The organism is Streptococcus sp. IsoGale022 (assembly GCF_031142805.1).
In the GTDB taxonomy this organism is placed as follows: Bacteria; Bacillota; Bacilli; order Lactobacillales; family Streptococcaceae; genus Streptococcus; species Streptococcus sanguinis_A.
Genome location: NZ_JAKZJI010000025.1, coordinates 1 through 22,898, shown reverse-complemented (window position 1 = coordinate 22,898; position 22,898 = coordinate 1). Strand labels below are relative to the sequence as shown.

20 protein-coding genes, 2 tRNA genes and 1 pseudogene are annotated in these 22,898 nt (G+C 41.0%); 22 read left to right on the top strand and 1 reads right to left on the bottom strand.

Features of this window, described 5'->3' with window-relative positions; all coding sequences use genetic code 11:
* Positions 1-99 precede the first annotated feature (99 nt).
* The 12 genes and pseudogenes from truA to RG608_RS10960 all read left to right on the top strand — a co-directional run.
* Positions 100-849 carry a tRNA pseudouridine(38-40) synthase TruA gene (truA, locus tag RG608_RS11015; RefSeq protein ID WP_268686857.1) on the top strand — a complete coding sequence of 250 codons (750 nt, stop codon included), beginning with the start codon at positions 100-102 and terminating at the stop codon, positions 847-849.
* Positions 839-1,600 carry a bifunctional hydroxymethylpyrimidine kinase/phosphomethylpyrimidine kinase gene (locus RG608_RS11010; RefSeq protein WP_268686856.1) on the top strand — a complete coding sequence of 254 codons (762 nt, stop codon included), beginning with the start codon at positions 839-841 and terminating at the stop codon, positions 1,598-1,600. The genes truA and RG608_RS11010 overlap by 11 nt, the downstream gene beginning before the upstream one ends.
* The gene (locus RG608_RS11005; protein WP_268686855.1) at positions 1,590-2,072 is read left to right on the top strand and encodes an ECF transporter S component; all 483 of its coding nucleotides are present in this window, start codon (positions 1,590-1,592) and stop codon (positions 2,070-2,072) included. The genes RG608_RS11010 and RG608_RS11005 overlap by 11 nt, the downstream gene beginning before the upstream one ends.
* A 12-nt stretch (positions 2,073-2,084) precedes the next feature.
* Positions 2,085-2,648 carry a TIGR01440 family protein gene (locus tag RG608_RS11000; protein WP_268686854.1) on the top strand — a complete coding sequence of 188 codons (564 nt, stop codon included), beginning with the start codon at positions 2,085-2,087 and terminating at the stop codon, positions 2,646-2,648.
* A gap of 79 nt (positions 2,649-2,727) precedes the next feature.
* Positions 2,728-4,011 (top strand): trigger factor, encoded by a 1,284-nt coding sequence (tig, locus tag RG608_RS10995; protein WP_268686853.1) that lies wholly within the window; start codon positions 2,728-2,730, stop codon positions 4,009-4,011.
* Positions 4,012-4,196: 185 nt separating this feature from the next.
* A complete protein-coding gene (gene rpoE, locus RG608_RS10990) occupies positions 4,197-4,787 on the top strand; it encodes a DNA-directed RNA polymerase subunit delta (RefSeq protein ID WP_002898937.1) in 591 nt (196 codons plus the stop codon).
* 120 nt (positions 4,788-4,907) lie between these two features.
* The gene (locus RG608_RS10985; protein WP_268686852.1) at positions 4,908-5,594 is read left to right on the top strand and encodes a B3/4 domain-containing protein; all 687 of its coding nucleotides are present in this window, start codon (positions 4,908-4,910) and stop codon (positions 5,592-5,594) included.
* 197 nt (positions 5,595-5,791) lie between these two features.
* Positions 5,792-7,405 (top strand): CTP synthase, encoded by a 1,614-nt coding sequence (locus RG608_RS10980; protein WP_268686851.1) that lies wholly within the window; start codon positions 5,792-5,794, stop codon positions 7,403-7,405.
* A gap of 70 nt (positions 7,406-7,475) precedes the next feature.
* The gene (locus RG608_RS10975) at positions 7,476-7,886 is read left to right on the top strand and encodes a GyrI-like domain-containing protein (protein ID WP_308946962.1); all 411 of its coding nucleotides are present in this window, start codon (positions 7,476-7,478) and stop codon (positions 7,884-7,886) included.
* Positions 7,887-8,029: 143 nt separating this feature from the next.
* A tRNA-Leu gene (locus tag RG608_RS10970) sits at positions 8,030-8,115 on the top strand.
* A gap of 176 nt (positions 8,116-8,291) precedes the next feature.
* Complete coding sequence (locus tag RG608_RS10965; RefSeq protein ID WP_002902377.1) at positions 8,292-9,173, top strand: class II fructose-bisphosphate aldolase; 882 nt, start codon at positions 8,292-8,294, stop codon at positions 9,171-9,173.
* 262 nt (positions 9,174-9,435) lie between these two features.
* A pseudogene (locus RG608_RS10960) lies at positions 9,436-9,926 on the top strand (transposase); the annotation flags it as partial.
* A 318-nt stretch (positions 9,927-10,244) separates the two neighbouring features.
* On the opposite strand, the gene RG608_RS10955 reads toward RG608_RS10960, so the two are convergent.
* Positions 10,245-11,276, bottom strand: coding sequence for a zinc-binding alcohol dehydrogenase family protein (locus RG608_RS10955; protein WP_002927733.1), 1,032 nt, complete (start codon positions 11,274-11,276; stop codon positions 10,245-10,247).
* 128 nt (positions 11,277-11,404) lie between these two features.
* Here RG608_RS10955 and RG608_RS10950 point away from each other — a divergent pair, with 128 nt between their 5' ends.
* The 10 genes from RG608_RS10950 (at position 11,405) to RG608_RS10905 (ending at position 22,864) form a co-directional block, all read left to right on the top strand.
* Complete coding sequence (locus tag RG608_RS10950) at positions 11,405-11,770, top strand: helix-turn-helix domain-containing protein (protein WP_002927730.1); 366 nt, start codon at positions 11,405-11,407, stop codon at positions 11,768-11,770.
* 259 nt (positions 11,771-12,029) lie between these two features.
* Complete coding sequence (locus RG608_RS10945) at positions 12,030-12,938, top strand: hypothetical protein (protein ID WP_002927724.1); 909 nt, start codon at positions 12,030-12,032, stop codon at positions 12,936-12,938.
* 533 nt (positions 12,939-13,471) lie between these two features.
* Entirely contained in the window at positions 13,472-14,464 is a 993-nt protein-coding gene (locus RG608_RS10940; protein WP_268686849.1) for an ATP-binding cassette domain-containing protein, read from the top strand.
* Position 14,465: 1 nt separating this feature from the next.
* Positions 14,466-15,284, top strand: coding sequence for an ABC-2 family transporter protein (locus tag RG608_RS10935; RefSeq protein WP_268686848.1), 819 nt, complete (start codon positions 14,466-14,468; stop codon positions 15,282-15,284).
* 1 nt (position 15,285) lies between these two features.
* The gene (locus RG608_RS10930; protein WP_308946961.1) at positions 15,286-16,071 is read left to right on the top strand and encodes an ABC transporter permease; all 786 of its coding nucleotides are present in this window, start codon (positions 15,286-15,288) and stop codon (positions 16,069-16,071) included.
* A 50-nt stretch (positions 16,072-16,121) separates the two neighbouring features.
* Entirely contained in the window at positions 16,122-16,580 is a 459-nt protein-coding gene (locus RG608_RS10925; RefSeq protein WP_032909900.1) for a GNAT family N-acetyltransferase, read from the top strand.
* 51 nt (positions 16,581-16,631) lie between these two features.
* Positions 16,632-16,704, top strand: a tRNA-Thr gene (locus RG608_RS10920).
* A 175-nt stretch (positions 16,705-16,879) separates the two neighbouring features.
* The gene (locus RG608_RS10915; protein WP_268686846.1) at positions 16,880-19,024 is read left to right on the top strand and encodes a hypothetical protein; all 2,145 of its coding nucleotides are present in this window, start codon (positions 16,880-16,882) and stop codon (positions 19,022-19,024) included.
* A gap of 655 nt (positions 19,025-19,679) precedes the next feature.
* Positions 19,680-20,144, top strand: coding sequence for a hypothetical protein (locus RG608_RS10910; RefSeq protein ID WP_268686845.1), 465 nt, complete (start codon positions 19,680-19,682; stop codon positions 20,142-20,144).
* Between the two features lie 260 nt (positions 20,145-20,404).
* A complete protein-coding gene (locus RG608_RS10905) occupies positions 20,405-22,864 on the top strand; it encodes a hypothetical protein (protein WP_268686844.1) in 2,460 nt (819 codons plus the stop codon).
* Positions 22,865-22,898: the final 34 nt, after the last annotated feature.

The window sequence follows — 22,898 nt, the reverse complement described above, 5'->3', positions numbered from 1 at the left end:
ATCCCTAATTCTTATACAGCATTTTCGTAAAAATCTGTCCCCAGACAGTTCCTGCTTTTAGGGCTTGCTGGGGGCTTTTTTTCCTGCTAAAATAAACACATGACACGATATAAGGCGATTATTTCCTATGATGGTTATGGCTTTGCTGGCTTTCAGCGACAGCCCCATGCCAGAAGCGTTCAGGAAGAGATTGAAAAGACCCTGACCCGCATCAATAAAGGCCAGCCTGTGGTGATTCATGGAGCGGGCCGAACCGACAGCGGTGTCCATGCTCTGGGCCAGGTGCTGCATTTTGATTTACCAGAAGAGCGGGATGAAGAGAAATTGCGTTTTGCCTTGGATACACAGACGCCGGAAGATGTTGATTTTATCTCTGTGGAGCGAGTGGTAGAGGACTTTCACTCTCGCTACAATAAGCACAGCAAGACCTATGAATTTTTGGTGGACATCGGCCGGCCTAAAAATCCTATGATGCGCCATTATGCCACGCATTATCCTTATCCGTTGGAGCTGAGTCTGATAGAAGAAGCAATTGCTCAGTTAGAGGGGACGCATGATTTTACAGGATTTACGGCTTCGGGGACCAGTGTGGAAGACAAGGTTCGGACCATTACCGAGGCCAAGGTTCGCTATGATGCAGAGCGGAATTTTCTAGTCTTTACTTTTTCGGGCAATGGCTTTCTCTACAAGCAGATCCGCAATATGGTCGGGACCCTGCTCAAGATTGGCAATAAGCGCATGCCGGTGGGCCAGATTCAGAGGATTTTAGAGGAGAAAGACCGTCATCTGGCGGGGCCAACAGCCGGTCCAAACGGCCTCTATCTAAAGGAGATTCGTTATGAAGAATAAGTTGATTTTAGCCCTTTCGGGCAATGATATTTTCAGTGGTGGCGGACTGCATGCCGATTTGGCTACCTATACAGTTAATGGCCTGCATGGTTTCGTAGCTGTGACTTGCCTGACGGCTATGACTGATAAGGGATTTGAGGTCATTCCAGTTGAGGAAGAGGTTTTTGCCCAGCAGCTAGCCAGTCTCAAGGATCTTCCTTTTTCTGCTATTAAGATAGGACTTTTACCCAATCTGGAAATAGCAGAGCAGGCATTGGCTTTTGTCAAGCGGCATGCGGATATACCAGTAGTGCTGGATCCTGTTCTGGTCTGCAAGGAAAATCATGACTTGGAGGTCAGTGCACTGAGAGAAGAAATCATCAAGTTTTTCCCTTATGTCAGCATCATCACGCCAAATCTGGCAGAAGCTCAGTTATTGACCCAAAAAGAAATCAAAAGTCTGGAGGATATGCTGGCTGCTGCTAAGGAGCTCTATGATTTGGGAGCCGAGCATGTGGTGATTAAGGGCGGCAATCGCTTAAGCAAGGAGCGGGCGGTGGATGTTTACTATGATGGTCGAGAGTTTGAAGTCATGGAATCGCCAGTGCTGGCCAGCAACAATACCGGGGCAGGCTGCACATTTGCTTCCAGCATTGCTAGTCAGCTGCTTCTCGGCAAGTCTCCGCTTGCAGCAGTTCAATTGTCTAAAGATTTTGTTTACAGAGCGATTCAGCGCTCAGATCAATATGGGGTAGTTCAGTATGAGAAATAATCAAGTTAAAAAATTAGTGTTCTTAGCTATTATTACAGCCTTGTCTGTGGTTTTGGGGAATTTTATGAAAATCCCAACGGCGACAGGATTTTTGACACTGCTGGATGCAGGGATTTATTTCACAGCTTTCTACTTTGGCCGCAAAGAAGCGGCTATTGTCGGAGGACTCTCAGGCTTTTTGATTGATATGATTGCCGGCTATCCTCAGTGGATGATTTTCAGTCTGATTTGCCACGGACTTCAAGGTTTCTTTGCTGGATTTGAGGGCAAGAAACGCTACCTTGGTCTAGCCTTAGCCGCGGTGGCTATGGTCGGTGGCTACGCCCTCTTTGACAGCATCATGAATGGTGTCGGAGCAGGTCTGGCTGGAATCTTGGGCAATTTTATGCAGAATACATTTGGTTTAGCAGTCGGCTTTGCCCTCTACAAAGCCTTCCCAGAGAGTTTGAAAAAGACAGTCACAGTGAAATAAGCGGGGTGAGACATGGACTTAGCTAAGATTGGAGCAGAAACTCGTCAGATTGTTCTAGATGTTTTGGACAAGGCTGCCTTGGTCGAGGGAGATATTTTTGTTCTGGGTCTATCCTCTAGTGAGGTTGTCGGAGGCCATATCGGTCAGAGTTCCAGTCTGGAAGTTGGACAGGTCATTGTCAAAACCATACTGGATATCTTAGAAGACAAGGGGATCTTTCTAGCAGTTCAGGGATGTGAACATCTCAACCGTGCCCTCGTAGTCGAAAGAGCCTTGGCGAACAAGAAGGATTTGGAAATTGTCAATGTTCTGCCTACTCTTCACGCAGGCGGCAGCGGTCAGCTAGCAGCTTTCCAATACATGAAGGATCCTGTCGAGGTAGAGTTTATTGTCGCTCAGGCGGGGCTGGATATTGGCGATACTGCTATCGGCATGCACATCAAGCACGTGCAGATTCCTATCCGACCGATTCTCAAGGAGTTGGGAGCTGCTCATGTCACGGCTTTAGCCAGCCGTCCCAAGCTGATTGGCGGCGTCAGAGCGGCCTATATAGAGGATAAAATCAGGAAGGGATAAAAGGAAAAATAATTTTGAAAAAAACTCTAATTATGCTATAATGGGTTGTATTCAATAAATTTTAAGGAGAAATGACAGAATGTCTGTATCATTTGAAAACAAAGAAACAAATCGCGGTCTTTTGACTTTTAGCATCAGTCAAGAGAAAATCAAGCCTGCCTTGGACCGTGTATTTAACTCAGTAAAAAAAGATATTGCTGTACCAGGTTTCCGTAAAGGTCGCCTTCCACGTGCTATCTTCAACCAACGTTTTGGTGAAGAAGCCCTCTACCAAGATGCTTTGAACGCTCTTCTTCCAGAAGCATACGAAGCTGCTGTCAAAGAAGCAGGTATCGAAGTAGTTGCTCAGCCTCAGTTTGATGTCGAGTCTATGGAAAAAGGTCAAGACTGGGTCATCAAAGCTGAAGTAGTCACTAAGCCAGAAGTTAAGCTGGGTGCTTACAAAGACTTGGAAGTAACTGTTGAAGCTAGCAAAGAAGTGACTGACGCCGAAGTAGATGAGCGCATTGAGCGTGAGCGCAACAACTTGGCTGAGTTGGTTCTCAAAGAAGGTCCAGCAGCTGACGGTGATACAGTTGTGATTGACTTTGTTGGCTCTGTTGACGGCGTTGAATTTGACGGCGGCAAGGGCGATAACTTCTCACTTGGACTGGGCAGCGGTCAATTCATCCCAGGATTTGAAGAGCAGTTGGTTGGCCACAGTGCAGGTGAAACAGTGGACGTTGTCGTAACCTTCCCAGAAGACTACCAAGCAGAAGACTTGGCAGGCAAGGAAGCTAAATTTGTGACAACTATTCACGAAGTCAAAGAAAAAGAAGTTCCAGCATTGGACGATGAACTTGCAAAAGATATCGACGAAGAAGTGGAAACTCTTGACGAGCTGAAAGAAAAGTATCGCAAAGAATTGGCAGAAGCTAAGGAAACAGCTTATAACGATGCGGTAGAAGCAGCAGCTATTGATCAAGCAGTAGCAAACGCTGAAATCGTTGACTTGCCAGCAGAAATGGTCCACGAAGAAGTACACCGCGCTGTTAATGAATTCTTGGGCAATATGCAACGCCAAGGCATCTCACCTGACATGTACTTCCAAATCACTGGTACTAGTCAGGAAGACCTGCACAAGCAATACGAAGCAGATGCTGAGTCACGCACTAAAACAAACCTTGTCGTAGAAGCTGTTGCTAAGGCAGAAGGTTTTGAAGCTAGCGCAGAAGAAATCGAAGCTGAAGTAACTTCATTGGCTACAGACTACAACATGGAAGTAGAACGTGTTCGTCAATTGCTGTCAGAAGATATGCTGAAACACGACATTGCTATCAAGAAAGCTGTTGAAGTGATTACAAGCACTGCGAAAGTGAAATAAGCTTCATCATTCAAAATGAGATCATTTGAAACTAGTGTACAGATGCACTAGTTTCTTTTTATACTTGTTCCGTGATTTTTCCTGGATTTTCTTTTGACGAAAATAGAAATTTATCGTACAATAGAAAGTAGCGAAAAATTGCAAGAGGGCGACAAGCCTTTACTTAATCTTAAAGGAGATCAACTTTGGAATTAGAAGTATTTGCTGGACAGGAAAAAAGTGAGCTTTCTATGATTGAAGTGGCGCGTGCCATTTTGGAAGCCCGCGGCCGCGACCATGAGATGTATTTTAATGATCTGGTCAATGAAATTCAAAACTATCTGGAAAAATCAAACAGTGAGATTCGTGATGCTCTGCCATTGTTCTACACAGAACTCAATGTAGACGGCAGCTTTATTCCGCTGGGGGATAATAAATGGGGACTGCGTTCATGGTATGCTATTGACGAAGTGGATGAAGAAATCATCGCCTTGGAAGAGACTGATGAGGACGACGCACCTAAGAAACGCAAGAAGAAACGCGTTAATGCCTTTATGGATGGCGACGAGGATGCCATTGACTACAGCGATGACGATCCAGAAGATGAGGACGGCTACGAAGCAGACCCAGCTCTCTCATACGACGAGGAAAACCCAGACGATGAGAAGAATGAAGTGGAAGCTTATGATGCTGAAATCAACGAAATCGCTCCAGATGATCTAGGTGAAGAAGTCGAACTCAACGAAGAAGATGATGACTACTCTGACGAAGATACGGAGACTGAAGAGGAAGAATAAATCAAGCAAAAAGAAACAAGAGACGAATTCCTTGTTTCTTTTAATATTCCTTGAAATATAAGTTCGGAGGGTGTATAATACTAATAAAATTTAATAAAGAAAAGATGGAGGAAGGCTACTATGAAATTTGTCATTGATAAGAGTCTGAGTGATTTAGGCATTAAAAGTGTCGTTATTGGGATTGCCAAGAATGTCGATCCTCATGCAGAACTGTCTCCCTCATTTCTAAAAAAGAAAAAGGAAATGGAAGACTGGGCTCTGGCCTGCGACTTGGATGAGGTGCTTGAGTCGCCGGTGGTTCAAGGTTATATAGAAATACTCCAGCGCGTAGGTCGCAGTGTCAAGAAAAATCCTCCGACGGTTCCCGCTCTGATTCGCAATATCCAGCACCGCGGATCGCTCCCTCATATTAATAGCATTATTGATATTTATAATGTCGAAGCCCTGCATTCTCTACTGGCTATTGGTGGGCATGATTTTGATAAGATTGAAGGTCAGATAGAATTTACCGTTAGCCAAAAGGAAGATGTCTTTCTGCCTATTTTGTCCAAGGAGAAGCATGTTGCCAAGACGGACTATGTCTATCGGGATGCCAAAGGAATTTTGGCTTGGCTGGATGTTCGCGACAGCGAGTATTATAAGTTTGATGAGGAGACCAAGGATGCCATTTTCATCATTCAGGGGAATGCCAATACCTCTGTCGAAATGCGTCTGGAAGCCTTGGAACGAATCCGACACGATTTAGCAGAGTGCATGCCCGATGTAGAATTTGAAACACATGTTATCAGTATTGAGGAAAATGGATGAAAACCGGCTGAAAATATTTGACAATTTTTTAGGTTTGCGATATCATACTGTTCGGGCACCTCTTTTAGAGGTCAGAGCTTCCTGTTTCCAGGGAGCTATTTTTCTTTTTCAGACAGATTACGGAAAATCCTCCTCTAGATAAGTTTCCAGCAACGACGTGGTTGCTGGAATGAATTGTTTTATGAAAAGGAGCACGTATGTCAACTAAATATATTTTTGTCACTGGCGGTGTAGTATCTTCTATCGGAAAAGGGATTGTGGCAGCTAGTTTGGGCCGACTTTTGAAGAATCGCGGCCTCAAGGTTACGATTCAGAAGTTTGACCCTTATATCAACATTGATCCCGGCACCATGAGCCCTTACCAGCATGGGGAGGTGTTTGTGACAGATGATGGAGCCGAGACGGATCTGGATTTGGGGCATTATGAGCGTTTTATTGACATTAATCTCAATAAATACTCCAATGTTACCACTGGTAAAATCTATAGCGAAGTCCTGCGCAAGGAGCGTAAAGGTGAGTATCTGGGGGCGACGGTCCAAGTCATTCCGCATATTACGGATGCTCTCAAGGACAAGATCAAGCGGGCTGCACGGACCACGGACTCGGATGTGATTATCACCGAGGTCGGAGGTACAGTGGGCGACATTGAGTCTCTTCCTTTCTTAGAAGCTTTGCGCCAGATGAAGGCGGATGTCGGAGCAGACAATGTCATGTATATCCATACGACTCTCCTGCCCTATCTCAAGGCAGCTGGAGAAATGAAGACCAAGCCGACTCAGCATTCTGTCAAAGAGCTGCGAGGTCTGGGGATTCAGCCTAATATGCTGGTCATCCGTACAGAGCAACCAGCTGGACAAAATATCAAAAACAAACTGGCTCAATTCTGTGATGTAGCACCTGAGGCGGTCATTGAGTCGCTGGATGTAGAGCATCTCTACCAAATTCCTCTCAATTTGCAGGCTCAAAATATGGACCAAATCGTCTGTGACCATCTGAAACTGGATGTGCCGGCAGCAGATATGACAGAGTGGTCAGCCATGGTAGAGAAAGTAATGAGTCTGGAAAAGCAGGTCCATATTGCTCTGGTCGGTAAGTATGTTGAGTTGCCAGATGCCTATATTTCAGTTGTCGAAGCGCTCAAGCATGCCGGCTATGCCAATGATGCGGAGGTTAAGATTGACTGGATTGATGCGAATCAGGTAACGGCCGAAAACGCAGCTGAGCTTCTTGGAAGTGCGGATGGGATTATCGTTCCGGGTGGTTTTGGTCAGAGAGGAACTGAGGGTAAGATTCAAGCAATCCGCTATGCGCGTGAGCAGGATGTGCCTATGTTGGGGATTTGCTTGGGTATGCAGCTGACCTGTGTCGAATTCGCCCGTCACGTCTTGGGATTGGCTGATGCCAACTCAGCGGAGCTCAATCCAGACACACCATTTCCGATTATTGACCTCATGCGTGATCAGATTGATGTTGAAGACTTGGGTGGAACGCTGAGACTGGGGCTCTATCCTTCTAAGCTTAAGCCTGGCTCTAAGGCAGCAGCAGCTTACGATCATCAAGAAGTTGTACAGCGCCGTCACCGTCATCGCTATGAATTCAACAATGCTTTCCGCGAGCAGTTTGAGGCAGCCGGATTTGTATTTTCAGGAGTTTCACCGGACAATCGCTTGGTCGAAATAGTGGAAATCCCGGAAAATAAATTCTTCGTAGCCTGTCAATACCATCCAGAGCTTTCCAGCCGACCGAACCGACCTGAGGGTCTTTATACAGCCTTTGTCACAGCAGCGGTAAAAAAGGGCCAGGAGAGATAGACTTGTTTTGTCTGAACTAAGCGACTTTTCTAGAGAAATGTTATAATGAAAAATAAAAGGAGGGAAGAAGATGTTTCTAAACATTTTAGCTAGTATTCGTACTAATAATTTTCAAGATGAGCATTGTGTAGAAAAAATCCAAGCTCTCTGGCAGGAACAAGAGGGAGCTGTGAAAGAAGCTTTTGCCCAAGGGGAACCGGTCTATGCTGTCTATCATGACTATGCCAGTGATTACAAAGGAGACTATAGTCTCTCTATCTGCCGTTTAACAGATGGGGAAGTCTATGATTTTGACACATCCGAGCAGATCTATCAAGTATTTGAGGCGGATAAGGAGGATCCTCAAGCGATTCTTCATGCTTGGCAGAGGATTTGGCAGGCAGAAGAAACAGGTGAGCTTCATCGGGACTACACTATTGACTTTGAAAAATACGATCCCGACCAAACGGTGGCTGTATTTGTTGCGACTCAGCAGCACTGAGTTTTCTGTGTTCCTGCCTTAGCTTCATTTCGCTTAGATTTCCTAGATTTGCTGATTGAGTAGAAAGTTGATTTTTTGAAATAAAGTCAAAAATTTTCTTGACAAGCCTTAGCTGTCCTGTTATACTAGTAAAGTACTCAATCGCGGGGATGGCGGAATTGGCAGACGCGCAGGACTAAGGATCCTGTGACCGCTTTAGGTCGTGAGGGTTCAAGTCCCTCTCTCCGCATCAAGTAAGCTGGCTTCGGCCAGCTTTTTCTTTTTGCAATAGAGACGCTTAAAATGCTGAGTGTCTCACTGTAATTCTTTAAAATTTCAGGAAAAACTAGCAATTTTAGTGAAAAAGTGATAAAATAAACAATGTAAGTGGTTTAACCACAAAAAATAAGAGGAGGCCTGATAAGAATGGCAATCGTTTCAGCAGAAAAATTTGTCCAAGCAGCTCGTGACAATGGTTACGCAGTTGGTGGATTCAACACAAACAACCTTGAGTGGACTCAAGCTATCCTGCGTGCGGCAGAAGCTAAGAAAGCACCAGTGCTTATCCAAACTTCAATGGGTGCTGCTAAATACATGGGTGGCTACAAAGTTGCTCGTAATTTGATCGCTAACCTTGTAGAATCAATGGGCATCACTGTACCAGTTGCGATTCACTTGGACCATGGTCACTACGAAGATGCACTTGAGTGTATCGAAGTTGGTTACACTTCTATCATGTTTGATGGTTCACACCTTCCAGTAGAAGAAAACCTTAAATTGGCTAAGGAAGTCGTTGAAAAAGCACACGCTAAAGGTATCTCAGTAGAAGCTGAAGTTGGTACTATCGGTGGTGAAGAAGACGGTATCATCGGTAAAGGTGAATTGGCTCCAATCGAAGACGCTAAAGCAATGGTTGAAACTGGAATCGACTTCTTGGCAGCTGGTATCGGTAACATCCACGGTCCATACCCAGCAAACTGGGAAGGTCTTGACCTTGACCACTTGAAGAAATTGACAGAAGCTCTTCCAGGCTTCCCAATCGTATTGCACGGTGGTTCAGGTATTCCTGATGACCAAATCCAAGCAGCTATCAAACTTGGTGTTGCCAAAGTTAACGTTAACACTGAATGCCAAATCGCATTCGCTAATGCAACTCGTGCATTCGCTCGCGACTACGAAGCAAACGAAGCAGAATACGACAAGAAGAAACTCTTCGACCCACGTAAATTCTTGGCTGACGGTGTAAAAGCCATCCAAGCATCAGTTGAAGAACGTATCGACGTATTCGGTTCAGAAGGTAAAGCTTAATCTAGCTTAACCATATAAAACAGAAACCTGCCCGTAAGGGTAGGTTTTTTTGTGTTTGCTTTTATAGAGAATATACTTAAGACTACTACATCCAAAGTTGCTAAACGAATGTAATTTTTTACAATGATTCTAAGACTACCCTTGGCGAACGAATATAACAGCTTTACGCCTGTTTTCAAAGGAAATCACTGTCTTTCCCAAAGTAAATTGGAACATCTAATTTTTAGGAATACAGAGTGGCTAAATGAATGATAGAACTTTCAAAAAATTTAATAGTTTAAAGCACTTAGCACCTGTTTATATTGATGAAACGGGATTCGATACTTATTTTTATCGAGAATACGGTCGCTCATTATAAGGTCAGTTAATAGGAGGTAAAGTGTCTGGAAGAAGATATCAGAGGATTTCTTTGGTTGCAGGTCTAACAAATAGTGAGTTAATCGCTCCAATGACTTACGAAGAGACGATGACGAGCGACTTTTTTGAAGCTTGGTTTCAGAAGTTTCTCCTACCAAAATTGAATACACCATCAGTTATTATTATGGATAATGCAAGATTCCATAGAATGGATAAGCTGGAGCTCTTATGTGAAGAGTTTGGGCATAAACTTTTACCTCTTCCTCCCTACTCACCTGAGTACAATCCTATTGAGAAAACATGAGCTCATATCAAAAAACACCTCAAAAAGGTATTACCAAGTTGTAATACTTTTTCGAGGCTCTTTTGTCTTGTTCTTGTTTCAATTGGCTATAGTGTTCACCATCTAAAGAATTACTTGATTGGTTAGAACAGGCAATTAATAAAATTGCAGATAGAGGCACTAAAAATAATGTGGCAAATTCTTACATTTGCTTACTCCATTTTTATTATACCAAGGTAATTTTACAAGTTTAAGACAGGTAATGCTGACAATCATTTTACTTTTTCGGGGAATATCCCTTTCTATGAAATAAAAGCCAAATCTGTTCTTGGAAAATTCACGGACCTATTGCTTTACTATGCTATCTTTAATTACACGAGACTCATTATATCTATTTATTCTTTCTTTCTCCATTAATTAATTCTAATTTTTCACTCTTTTGAATTGCTGATAACAATTTTTCCTATGGTTCGACCGGTTTCTAGAAGCCTGTGAGCCTCTTTAATGTTTATTGAATTCATTGGAGATAATCTTTTTGTAACCGTCGTTTTTAGCTCTCCATTATCAATCATATCTGCAATTTGATTAAGAATATAATGTTGACTAATCAAATCTTCTGTTTGCCACATTGATTTTGCAAACATAAATTCCCATGAAAAACTAACTGCTTTAGACTGTAGTGCAGACAAATTGACTTTTTCTTTAGTTTCGTCAATAGAACAGATATTTCCTTGAGGTTTAATAGCTTTTACCATAAAATCCCAATGCTTTTCAGTATTATTTAAACAGAAAATGTAATCAACTGTTGAGAATCCAATTTCATTAAGCTCTTTATCCATATCTTCAAAATGATTAATTACAAATTCAGCTCCATGCTCCAAAACCCACTTTTTACTTTCATCTCTGGAAGCAGTTCCAATAACAGTTAACCCAACATTATGAGCTAACTGACAAGCTATTGATCCTACTCCACCACTTGCTCCGATGATTAATATACTCTTAGTATAATTTTTGCTTTTATCAAATGGGATTTTTAATTTTTCAAATAAACCCTCATATGCTGTTAAGGAAGTTAAGGGTAAGGCCGCAGAATCTTCAAAAGATAAGGTATTTGGTTTTTTCCCAACAATACGCTCATCTACAAGTTGATATTCAGCATAGGACCCCGATTTTGTTAAATCTCCCGCATAGAATACCTCATCGCCAACAGAAAACAACTCGCAATCTTCCCCTACCTCTGAGACAATTCCTGAAGCATCCCATCCTAAGATTCTCGGGGATTCTTCGACTTTACTTTTTGGAGATCTAACTTTATAATCTACTGGATTTACTGAAATCGCTTTAACCTCAACAAGTAAGTTCTTTCCTTTAGCAAAAGGTTTATTTAACTCAACGTCTTCAAAACTTCTCTTATCATCAATAGGTAAATATCTGTATAATCCGACCCCTTTCATAGTTGCCATAGTTCAATTTCCTTTCCTTATTTTATTTGGTATAATGTTAATTATAGACAAATACTGCAAAATAACAATATTGAAGTTTTTGTAACTAGTGATATTTTAGTAACTTAAGATAGAAAGATGGGTAGATTATGGTAAGAAAAATTTATGATTGTGCTAATGGATGTCCAGTAGAAACCACTCTCCAAGTAATTTCTGGCAAATGGAAGTGCGTAATATTATTTCACTTATTAAATAATGAAATTTGTCGATTTGGCGAATTAGAAAAATTAATGCCCGGTTGTTCTAGAAGGATGTTAGCGTTGCAACTTAAAGAATTGGAGTTGGACAAAATTATTCATAAAGATATTTACTCTATCATGCCTCCGATAACAGAGTATACACTAACTGAACTTGGAAGAACTTTAGAACCAGTAGTAGTTGAAATGAATAGATGGGGAAATAAATATAATCAAATTTTATTTAAAAATGGTAACGAGCTTCCTGTTGATAAATAAATTTCTCTCAACACGACTAAATGCCCTCTAGTTTAATAAATTAATTGAAAAATATACTCTTTGAGAACAAATTTCTCATATTAAATTACAAATAATTAAGTATGATATATCTTTTGTCTATCCATAGATAAAGTATTATTAGATATCAAGCCAATAAACTTGTCAAAAGAGTCTGAGTTAGTAAGAAAAAATAAGCACATCCTTCTGCAATTTTATGGTATTAGAGTCTTACTATATACCATTTTAGAGAGGTCAAATTATGGCAATTGCTCCTTTTAAAAATTACGATTATGAATTAGTTTTATCTGATTTAATTGCAGATATATATTATTCAACTATCAGTATGGGAAGTAGGATAATATTACTCAGAAAATTGACAGAGTTATTAGTTCGCAAATTTTTGAACTTGGGAGCAGGAGAACCCATGAATCTGGGAGATATAACTACTCATGAGAAAAATGAAAAGTTTAAAGTAACAGAAAGGTATAAAAAGGTAGATAAACGACTAGTCAAGGATTTTGAAAAAACTATAGATAGGTTAAGAAAATTAGGCAATAAATACACTCATACAGCAAATATATCGAATGCTAATGTAGATGAATTGATTATAGCCGAAGACTCCATTTGGGATTTATTTTCTTATTTATTTGTACAATATTTTTTGAAATATAGTCTGAATTTAAAAACAGACAAAAATATCTTGACATTGTTCTCTGTTTTACCTCCTGAAATTAGATATCGAACTTTGAAAAAAATAATTGATATCATAGGGTATGATAATATTCAACTACTAGACAAGTTTCTTTTGTCTATCGTTAAGGCTAGAGGGATTGATGAAGCTAGATTTTGGCTATATAATAATAGTAAATTTCTTCAAGATGTAATTTATCCTTCAGAATCAGAAATTATCGAATATGAGGAGAATTTTTCTCAGAATGTTTTACCTCTTAAGCTAAGAAATCATTCTAATTGTTATAGTCTATTAGTATCCGTTCTGAATAACACTGATGTCCAATTGTCATCACATGGTTTTTATAGAGATTTCGAAGAAGCTGTAGTCGAATATAGAAAGCATGATTTAGATCTTTATTTATCTAGCACTAAAGAACAAAAGGTATTTAAAGATCTTATAAAATTCTGTTTTATAGGAAGAGTTCCAGTTTGTTAGTATGATTCATATTCACTGCAAAAAAAGCTTATTAAATATTCTCCAAATTTCTGCTGTCTATACTAGGATTTATGGCAAATTCAACCTAAGATTTTGCCCCTATTTTGCCACACTTTTTTAAGAACTAAAGGGAATAATGAAGCATATTTCTAATACAGTGTGGGTAGAAGAATACCTGAATATAGCTCTTTTTAGTGTATGAGGAAGTATAGTAAATAAATGATTTATGTTCAGAAGGTAAAGCTTAATCTAGCTGAACATTACAAAACAGAAACCTGCCCAATGGGTGGGTTTTTTGGTGTTTTAAGGAAACTACTAAACCAGAATTTTTGATTAAAACTATTATTTTAAGAGTGAAATCTCTAATTTCAGAATCTACAGGCAAACGCTTGCATTCCATTTTTTATTGGACTATAATAGGTTGGTATAAAGCCTTCTGTAATAATAAAATGTAGGAGGTTTAGAAAGTAAGGATTTAGAATATTTGTAGTCAAAAATACAATGTTGCTATTCCTTGCGATAGGGAGAAGTATATGGCAATGATAGAAGTGGAACATCTTCAGAAAAATTTTGTAAAGACAGTTAAGGAACCAGGCTTGAAAGGATCATTGCGCTCCTTTATTCATCCCGAAAAGCAGATCTTTGAAGCGGTCAAGGATTTGACCTTTGAGGTTCCAAAAGGGCAGATTTTAGGCTTTATCGGGGCCAATGGTGCTGGGAAGTCAACAACCATTAAAATGTTGACAGGGATTTTGAAACCGACATCTGGTTTTTGTCGGATTAATGGCAAGATTCCGCAGGATAATCGCCAAGACTATGTCAAAGATATTGGAGTGGTCTTCGGACAACGCACCCAGTTATGGTGGGATTTGGCTCTGCAGGAGACCTACACGGTCTTGAAGGAGATTTACGATGTGCCAGACTCGCTCTTTCATAAGCGCATGGACTTTTTGAATGAGGTCTTGGATTTGAAGGAATTTATCAAGGACCCCGTGCGAACTCTTTCACTTGGGCAACGGATGCGTGCGGACATTGCGGCTTCCTTGCTCCACAATCCCAAGGTTCTCTTTTTAGATGAGCCGACCATTGGTTTGGATGTTTCAGTCAAGGACAACATTCGTCGCGCCATCACCCAGATCAATCAGGAGGAAGAGACTACTATTCTCTTGACCACTCATGACTTGAGTGATATTGAGCAACTTTGTGATCGGATTTTTATGATTGACAAGGGGCAGGAGATTTTTGATGGAACGGTGAGCCAGCTCAAGGAAACCTTTGGCAAGATGAAGACTCTTTCCTTTGAACTGGTACCAGGGCAAAGTCATCTTGTCTCTCACTATGCAGGATTGCCTGATATGACTATTGATAGACAAGGAAATAGCCTCAACATTCAATACGATAGTTCCCGCTATCAGTCAGCTGATATTATCAAGCAAACCCTGTCTGATTTTGAGATCCGTGATTTGAAGATGGTGGATACGGATATTGAGGATATTATCCGTCGCTTCTATCGAAAGGAGCTCTAAGATGGTCAAATTATGGAGACGTTATAAACCCTTTATCAATGCAGGGATTCAGGAGTTGATTACCTATCGTATCAACTTTATTCTCTATCGGCTTGGCGATGTCATGGGAGCTTTTGTGGCCTTTTATCTCTGGAAGGCAGTCTTCGATTCGTCGCAGGAGTCTTTGATTCAAGGCTTCAGTATGGCAGATATCACCCTCTACATCATCATGAGTTTTGTGACCAATCTCTTGACCAGGTCGGATTCTTCTTTTATGATTGGAGAAGAGGTCAAGGACGGATCGATTATCATGCGCTTGTTGAGACCGGTGCATTTTGCGGCCTCTTATCTCTTCACCGAGATTGGTTCCAAGTGGTTGATTTTTATCTCTGTCGGCCTCCCATTTTTAAGTGTCATTGTCTTGATGAAAATCTTATCTGGGCAAGTTGTTTTAGAAGTTTTAGGACTAACCTTGATTTATCTTTTTAGCTTAACGCTAGCCTATCTGATCAATTTTTTCTTTAATATCTGCTTTGGCTTTTCAGCTTTTGTGTTTAAAAATCTATGGGGCTCTAATCTGCTCAAGAATTCTCTGATTGCCTTTATGTCGGGGAGTTTGATTCCCTTGGCTTTCTTTCCCAAGATTGTTTCAAATATTCTGTCCTTTTTGCCTTTTTCATCCTTGATTTACACTCCGGTTATGATTATCGTTGGGAAATACGATGCCAGTCAGATTCTTCAGGCTCTTTCCTTGCAGTTGTTTTGGCTTTTAGTGATGGTAGGCTTGTCTCAGTTGATTTGGAAAAGAGTCCAGTCGTTTATCACCATTCAAGGAGGTTAGTATGAAAAAATATCAGCGCATGCATCTGATTTTTATCGGACAATACATCAAGCAAATCATGGAATATAAGGTTGATTTTGTGGTTGGTGTTTTAGGTGTCTTCCTGACCCAAGGCTTGAACCTCTTGTTTCTCAATGTACTCTTTCAACACATTCCATCGCTAGAAGGCTGGACATTCCAAGAGATTGCCTTTATCTATGGCTTTTCCTTAATTCCCAAGGGATTGGACCATCTCTTTTTTGACAATCTATGGGCACTGGGGCAACGCTTAGTGCGAAAAGGAGAGTTTGACAAATACCTGACTCGGCCTATCAATCCTCTCTTTCATATTCTAGTTGAAACATTTCAGATTGATGCTTTGGGAGAACTCTTGGTCGGTGGAATCCTGCTGGCGACAACGGTCACTAGTATTAGTTGGACCTTTCCTAAATTTTTGCTTTTCCTAGTTTGTATTCCTTTTGCGACCTTAATTTATACTTCCTTGAAAATTGCGACAGCGAGTATTGCTTTTTGGACCAAGCAATCAGGAGCGATGATCTACATTTTCTATATGTTCAATGATTTTGCCAAGTACCCGATTTCAATTTACCATTCGCTTATCCGTTGGTTGATTAGTTTCATCGTGCCTTTCGCCTTTACGGCTTACTATCCCGCTAGCTATTTCTTGCAGGAAAAGAATGGACTCTTTAATATCGGTGGTTTGATTCTGATTTCTCTTGTCTTCTTTTTCATTTCTTTGAAACTATGGGACAGGGGCTTAGACGCCTACGAAAGTGCAGGATCGTAAGACAGAAAATATGATTAGCCCTAAAGCTTAAATCAAGAAGGGATTTTAAGATGATAGTAATTGAAGAAGTGAAGGAAGAAAAACAAAAGATGCTAGTGGTTAGCGAAGTTTTGAAGGATCTGCCAGAATGGTTTGGAATACCTGAAAGTACACAAGCTTACATTGAAGGAGCTACGGATTTGCAAGTTTGGTCTGCCTATCAGGAGAGTGATTTGGCTGGCTTTGTAAGCTTATCATACTCTAGTGAAGATTGTGCTGAGATTGACTGTCTAGCTGTTAAGAAATGCTATCATAGAGCGGGAATTGGCAGTCAACTTCTAGGAGTTTTAGAAAAATCTGCTCGTCAAAAGGCATCCTATTTGCAAGTGAAAACGGTAGCACCAGGTCATTATCCTACTTACGACAGGACTAACGCTTTCTATCAGGCTCAGGGCTTTAAAAAGTTAGAAATCTTTCCTGAACTTTGGGATAAAAACAACCCTTGTTTGATTTGGGTTAAAAAGTTGTGAAATTTTCCCTTGACAAAAAAACTCAAGATGCTAAAATAAAAGGGAAAAGGCGCCGATTTAGCTCAGTTGGTAGAGCAACGCACTCGTAACGCGTAGGTCACAGGTTCGATCCCTGCAATCGGCATAAATAGGTCTTAGAAATCTTGTAAAAGCAAGGTTTCTTTTTTACTGAACAAGGTGTCAATTATAAAAGTTCGAATGCAAAGAGGTTAAAATATCTTTACATGGTGGAAAAATCAAGAAAATCAAAGAGAAATATGATACAGTGAATTAGTATAAAAAGAAAGGAGCAGGTGTTTATGAAAAAACGATTGCTATTTTTTTTAATTTTACTAATTTTCATATTTATTGGTATAGGACAAGTTCGTGCTGATAGCAGTGACTCTGATAGTTTTTCAGATTCTAGTAGTTTCAGTTCGTCTAATGATTCAGATTCTGACGATGATAATTCCTCTGATTTAGGCAGCGGTCTGTCTGCTGATGCAGACGATTTAGGTCACTTCTCTTCGGATTCTGACGATGGCACATCTGACGATGGCACATCTGACGATGATGCTTCCTCTGATTTGGGCAGTGGCTTGTCTGCTGATGCAGATGATTTAGGTCACTTCTCTTCGGATTCTGACGATAACACATCTGACGATGATGCTTCCTCTGATTTGGGCAGTGGCTTATCTGCTGATGCAGATGATTTAGGTCACTTCTCTTCGGATTCTGACGATGACACATCTGATGATGATTCTTCCTCTGATTTGGGCAGCGGTTTGACCGTTAATCCAGATAGTTTAGGTGACTTCGCTTCAGATATTCCAACTATTGATTCTTTGGATGCGTCAGCAAATGATGGTGATAATTTGACTAATCTGGGGAATATTTCTGCCCCAGTTTCTACAGAATCAACCAATCCAACAACGAGCACAGATGAGATAATGGCGGGTACACCAGATGCAGCAGTAGCGACCGCTCCCACACCCCTTACGGATGCAACTAATTCTGTCACTACTACAGATGAAACGACGGCTTCCTCGACTCCTATAGATTCAGCTAATCAAACAACTGAGTCAGTAGACTCGGCAAGCTCTGACAAGCCTAATTTGGCAGACTCGGCAACTGAATCAAGCACTGCGGCTTCCGCAGGCAATGGTTTGACAGCTAATCCGGACAGCTTAGGCAGTTTCGTTTCGGATAAACCAGCCGATAGAACTGGATCCGAATCTTCTACCGACTTGGGCAGTGGTTTGGCTGCAGATGCAGATAGTCTAGGTAGTTTTATCTCAGAATCAGATTCTACAACTGAGTCAGTAGGCTCAGCAAGCTCTGACAAGCCTAATTTGGCAGATTCGGCAACTGAATCAAGCACTGCGGCTTCCGCAGGCAATGGTTTGACAGCTAATCCGGACAGCTTAGGCAGTTTCGTTTCGGATAAACCAGCCGATAGAACTGGATCCGAATCTTCTGCTGACCTGGGCAGTGGTTTGGCTGCAGATGCAGATAGTCTAGGTAGTTTTATCTCAGAATCAGATTCTACAACTGAGCCAGTAGGCTCGGCAGGCTCTGACAAGCCTAATTTGACAGATTCGGCAACTGAATCAAGCACTGCGGCTTCCGCAGGCAATGGTTTGACAGCTAATCCGGACAGCTTAGGCAGTTTCGTTTCGGATAAACCAGCCGATATAACTGGATCCGAATCTTCTGTTGACCTTGGTAGCGGTTTGGCAGTTGATTCAAATGAAACTTTCAATGTTTTGGGAAACGATGCTTGGGGTAATTACTCTCCCTTGGAGGCTGATTACACTGTCTCTGCAACAAATACAACAAATGCAGAAGAAAGAAGGAACCCTAATATGTGGGGGACAGAAACTGGAAAGCCTTTTTCTACTCCAACGACTCTTTTGGGTATTGTTGGAGAAGAAGTTTATGATGTATTTGATGGCACATTTGGAAAATTGGCTGGAGTGACGTTTACTGAGTTGGGAACATACGTGACTCCTGATCCTCAGCCAGTGCCTGAAGAAGTTCTAACCCCTATCGGATCTTTAAATTATAATATAGCACAAGGAACTTCTCCGGTTATTGGAACAGGGGTGATTAGAACAAGCGAAACGGGTGCACGATACATCGGTATAATTGCTGATAATTTAACTCATAATGTAGCAAATAATGTCTACATTGGACTTACTGGAGAGACTTTATCAGGAACTGATGCTGTTCCTGATAGTTCTCCTCTGCCTGAATCTGTTGGTCGAATTGCTATTATTGCAAATAATATTGTTGGATCTAAAACAGATGTAGAGCCTTTAGATGTTGTTATCGGTACGACAGGTTATAATCCCATTACTGGAGAAAAAGAAGATCGCATTCCCTCGCTATTTGGAATAATTCAAGGAATGAGAGGGGGACAAAAGGAGGGCTCCGAAGGAGCTAGTAATAGTCAGGAAAAATAATCTTCTTTGACATCTTATCGAAAGACTAGGTTTCTATACTAAGATTTCAAAGCTGAACCAATAATTATTGAAAGGATTGAATTCTATATTGAACAGGATTCGGTCCTTTTAATTCGTTTTTTGTAGCAAACACTATAGACTATAGTAGCTTTTTCTAGTTCATCAAGCGAAAGATAATTTTTTTATAACCTACTTAAGAAGAAGTTAGAAGCATTAAGCTTATTTTTAGACAGTTGGAGTGATACACGCTTAGATTTTTTATGGTTCGAAACCTAATATGTATCTTTACCAGGAATTTTTAAGTACTGCTTGATATTATTTTTATCACAAATTTAAGAGCAACACTATATAACGCAAATTTTAGGAGTCACAAATTTGGGTTAATAAGAAAATTCCCTGCAATCGGCATCAATAGGTCTTAGAAATTTTGTAAAAACAAGGTTTCTTTTTTACTGGACAAGTTGTCAATTATATATGACATAATATTTCAAGGACTTTAAAATATTTTTACATGGCAAAAAACTCAGTATCCTATAATAAAATTATGGTATATTAGAATAGTAAAAAAAGAAAGGAGGAGCATTTGTGAAGAAAAGACTAATGCTTTTGATTTTGTTGAGCGCTGTGTTTGTCCACGTTGGGCAGGTCCAGGCTTATGATGGTGGTTCAGGTTCCTCAGATTCTAGCTCCAGTACCTCGGACTCCGGTGGTTTCGGTTCAGATTCCTCGGACTCCGGTGGTTTCGGTTCAGGTTCCTCAGATTCCGGCGGTTTTGGCTCCAGTTCCTCGGACTCCGGTAGCTTTGGTTCAGGTTCCTCGGATTCCGACAGTTTCGGTTCAAGCTCCTCGGACTCTGGCGGTTTTGGCTCCAGTTCCTCGGACTCTGGAAGTTTCGGTTCAAGCTCCTCGGACTCTGGCGGTTTTGGCTCCAGTTCCTCGGACTCCGGTGGTTTCGGTTCAAGCTCTTCAGACTCCGGTAGCTTTGGTTCAGGTTCCTCGGATTCCGATAGTTTCGGTTCAAGCTCTTCAGACTCTGGAAGCTTTGGTTCAGGTTCCTCGGATTCCGACAGTTTCGGTTCAAGCTCTTCAGACTCTGGAAGCTTTAGTTCCAGTTCTTTAGACTCCGGCAGTTTTGGTTCCAGTACCTCAGATTCCGGTGGTTTCAGCTCAAGCTCCTCGGATTCTGGTAGTTATGGCTCCTATACTTCAAATAGTGATAGTCTAGGTTTCTCAGATTCTGGAAGTTTCGGATCTTCTGATTCTAACAGTTTCGGTGGCTATTCTACTTCAGATAATGATAGTCTTGGAACCTCTACTTCAGATAGTAGCTTTGGCTCGTCAGATACTTCTGGGAATTGGTCAAGTATTGGCGACAACGACTTGTCAAATGGATCTGGAAGCTGGTCCAGTATTGGAGATGCCAGTTCGTCTAAGGATAACAGCGACTTTTCTAGCTTTGGTGATGCTATTTCATCGGGCAACAATTATAGTTCTGGAAGTTGGTCTAGCATTTCTGACAGCAATACAAGTTCTGCAGATTTGAGCACAGGGAATTGGACGAGCACCAACGATTCAGCTGCTAAGAAATCTTCCGAGATTTCTGACTCTTTTAGTGATTTTGATACAGGTGATTGGTCTCGAACATCTGATGCCTTGGCAGATAATGCTTCGTCAACCAGCAAGACAGTGAGTGACTTTACTTCAGGCGATTGGTCAAGAGTATCTGATTCATCAAGCGATAAATTTTCAACAAGTGGCTTGGGTCTGAACGACTTTACAGCAGGTGACTGGTCGCATGTATCAGATTTTAGCGACAATAAAACGTCAACAAGCGCTGCTTATAGTGATTTGGAGGTAGATAATTGGTCTAGAATCAATGATTCTTTCAACAATTCGGCTTCGTCAACTATCACAGCAACAGATGATTTTACAACAGGAGACTGGACTCGTGTAACCGATGCGCTTGGAAGCCAGTTTTCCAACAAAAGGAACTCTCTAAGTGATTTGGCACTTGGTGATTGGGCTAGTGTTCAGGATGCTGCATCAAGAACAGCAAGTCTCTCTCCATTGGAGGGTGAATATACTCTTTCTGCAACAAAACCTACAGAGGACTTTGTTAGCACGTCACCAGTAAATCAATGGTCTGGCTTTAATCCAGTCGAGGGTGATTGGAAGCAGATTGATATCTCTGAGAAGTCAAAAACTGTTAACACCCCAACGATGTCAGAGGCTTTGGCTGATTGGGCAGGCTTCAAGCAGACAACCACGAGCAAGGAAGGACTCCCAGGCTTTGCTTTAGACTATGCATCCTCTCTGTCAGCAACAGGAAAAAATCAATTGCCGGGTTCGTTTTTAGACGGAGATTGGCAATGGGTCAGCGAAAGTAAGCCCACTTCAACCCTTTTTAACAATCCTTTAGCTACAGAGGACGTACTCACTAACCAAACTCTTCCAACGACGGTTGACTTAGGCTTATCTCAAACTTTTAGTCGAACACCAGAAGACTACTATCAAGCAGGTGCGATGTTTGCAGGGCCGGGTGCTACTTACCACAGAATGACCTCGGATCCCAAAGCGTTATCTGAAAGATTTCAATACGAGTTTAACAGGGATATAAACAATTACAGAAATGCTATGAATAAATCTGCTAAACAGCATTTGACAAATGATTTTGAAGTCAAAGATGATAGACGTTTCAAAGACTTAGGTTATGTTGGAGCTGCGATAGATAACATGGCAGCTAGCTCATCCTCTAGACTTGCAGCGATTCGAGCCTCTTCTAATGAGTTAGCATATTTAGGTGTGGTAGGTGGAAATCTCGCATTAGATGGGGCAACTGCTGTAGTAAATAATGTTAATAAATTTGCAGACAAACCAGGAGTTGGCTCTACTTCAAGAATGCTTAGTATTGGTTTAAATGCTGCAAATGGCTTGCCCCCTACTGCTGTTGATATGAGGGATATGGCTGCTATTATGGCGGAGAAGGAGAAAAAGACAGAGCCTAGTCCAGGTTATCATAAACTAAAACAAGAAGTTTATAAAGCGTTTCAAGATAGGGATACTAAAAAACTGAGTAAAATATCTAACGAAATCGAGAAGCAAATTGGAGACTATTTTGATCCACTGACAAATGGTATTAAAAGAGACTTCTTTAAAACCCCAGCGTCAGAAAAAGAGGCAAAGAAGGCGGCCAAAGAGACGACTGCTGTTGGCGGATTTAGTTTATATCCAGAGAAGTTTAATAAATATGTAGAAGGTAAGAAAAAAGACTTAGACACTTTTATTGAAAATTCAACCAAAAAGAAATCAACAGACAGTGAAAACATGAAAATGCTTAAAAATGCTGGCTATGCGATAGGAACATTTGCGTCTTCAAGAGGGAAGAAAGCAATAGATCAAGTCACTAAGTCTGCAAGAGCTATTACCAAAGTTGCAGATAAGCAAGAAGTTCAAGATGCTGCTCTATTGCTAAGCACAGGATTTAACTACTCACAAGGCATTCCTTATAGTCCAGAAGCCAAGATGGTTGAAAATGAAGCGTTAGAACGAATGTCTAATCGATGGAATTCTTTCAAAGCATACATGACAGAATTTGGTAAAGCATGGGAAGAAAGGGACGCAGTTAAGAGTGCTAATATGATGAAAGATATTTATAGAACTACTACAGATTATATAGGTGACTTTAAAGGAGCTGCAGGAGGAGCGAAAAAAGCTGGGAAAGCCCTAACGACTCCAATAGATAAAATCAGAAATTTTGGTAAGTCTAAAACTGACTCTAAACAATCTGTATCTAAGACTTCCACTCCGTCATCAAAAGCCTCTAAAAACAAGAAAAACTAATTCCTTTTCCTTATATTGTCAAAAAACCGGGACG

Coding starts and splice junctions, on each gene's coding strand:
- truA (WP_268686857.1), top strand. CDS start 100: ATGACACGATATAAGGCGATTATTTCCTATGATGGTTATGGCTTTGCT.
- RG608_RS11010 (WP_268686856.1), top strand. CDS start 839: ATGAAGAATAAGTTGATTTTAGCCCTTTCGGGCAATGATATTTTCAGT.
- RG608_RS11005 (WP_268686855.1), top strand. CDS start 1,590: ATGAGAAATAATCAAGTTAAAAAATTAGTGTTCTTAGCTATTATTACA.
- RG608_RS11000 (WP_268686854.1), top strand. CDS start 2,085: ATGGACTTAGCTAAGATTGGAGCAGAAACTCGTCAGATTGTTCTAGAT.
- tig (WP_268686853.1), top strand. CDS start 2,728: ATGTCTGTATCATTTGAAAACAAAGAAACAAATCGCGGTCTTTTGACT.
- RG608_RS10985 (WP_268686852.1), top strand. CDS start 4,908: ATGAAATTTGTCATTGATAAGAGTCTGAGTGATTTAGGCATTAAAAGT.
- RG608_RS10980 (WP_268686851.1), top strand. CDS start 5,792: ATGTCAACTAAATATATTTTTGTCACTGGCGGTGTAGTATCTTCTATC.
- RG608_RS10975 (WP_308946962.1), top strand. CDS start 7,476: ATGTTTCTAAACATTTTAGCTAGTATTCGTACTAATAATTTTCAAGAT.
- RG608_RS10965 (WP_002902377.1), top strand. CDS start 8,292: ATGGCAATCGTTTCAGCAGAAAAATTTGTCCAAGCAGCTCGTGACAAT.
- RG608_RS10955 (WP_002927733.1), bottom strand. CDS start 11,276: ATGGCAACTATGAAAGGGGTCGGATTATACAGATATTTACCTATTGAT.
- RG608_RS10950 (WP_002927730.1), top strand. CDS start 11,405: ATGGTAAGAAAAATTTATGATTGTGCTAATGGATGTCCAGTAGAAACC.
- RG608_RS10945 (WP_002927724.1), top strand. CDS start 12,030: ATGGCAATTGCTCCTTTTAAAAATTACGATTATGAATTAGTTTTATCT.
- RG608_RS10940 (WP_268686849.1), top strand. CDS start 13,472: ATGGCAATGATAGAAGTGGAACATCTTCAGAAAAATTTTGTAAAGACA.
- RG608_RS10935 (WP_268686848.1), top strand. CDS start 14,466: ATGGTCAAATTATGGAGACGTTATAAACCCTTTATCAATGCAGGGATT.
- RG608_RS10930 (WP_308946961.1), top strand. CDS start 15,286: ATGAAAAAATATCAGCGCATGCATCTGATTTTTATCGGACAATACATC.
- RG608_RS10925 (WP_032909900.1), top strand. CDS start 16,122: ATGATAGTAATTGAAGAAGTGAAGGAAGAAAAACAAAAGATGCTAGTG.
- RG608_RS10915 (WP_268686846.1), top strand. CDS start 16,880: ATGAAAAAACGATTGCTATTTTTTTTAATTTTACTAATTTTCATATTT.
- RG608_RS10910 (WP_268686845.1), top strand. CDS start 19,680: ATGATGGTGGTTCAGGTTCCTCAGATTCTAGCTCCAGTACCTCGGACT.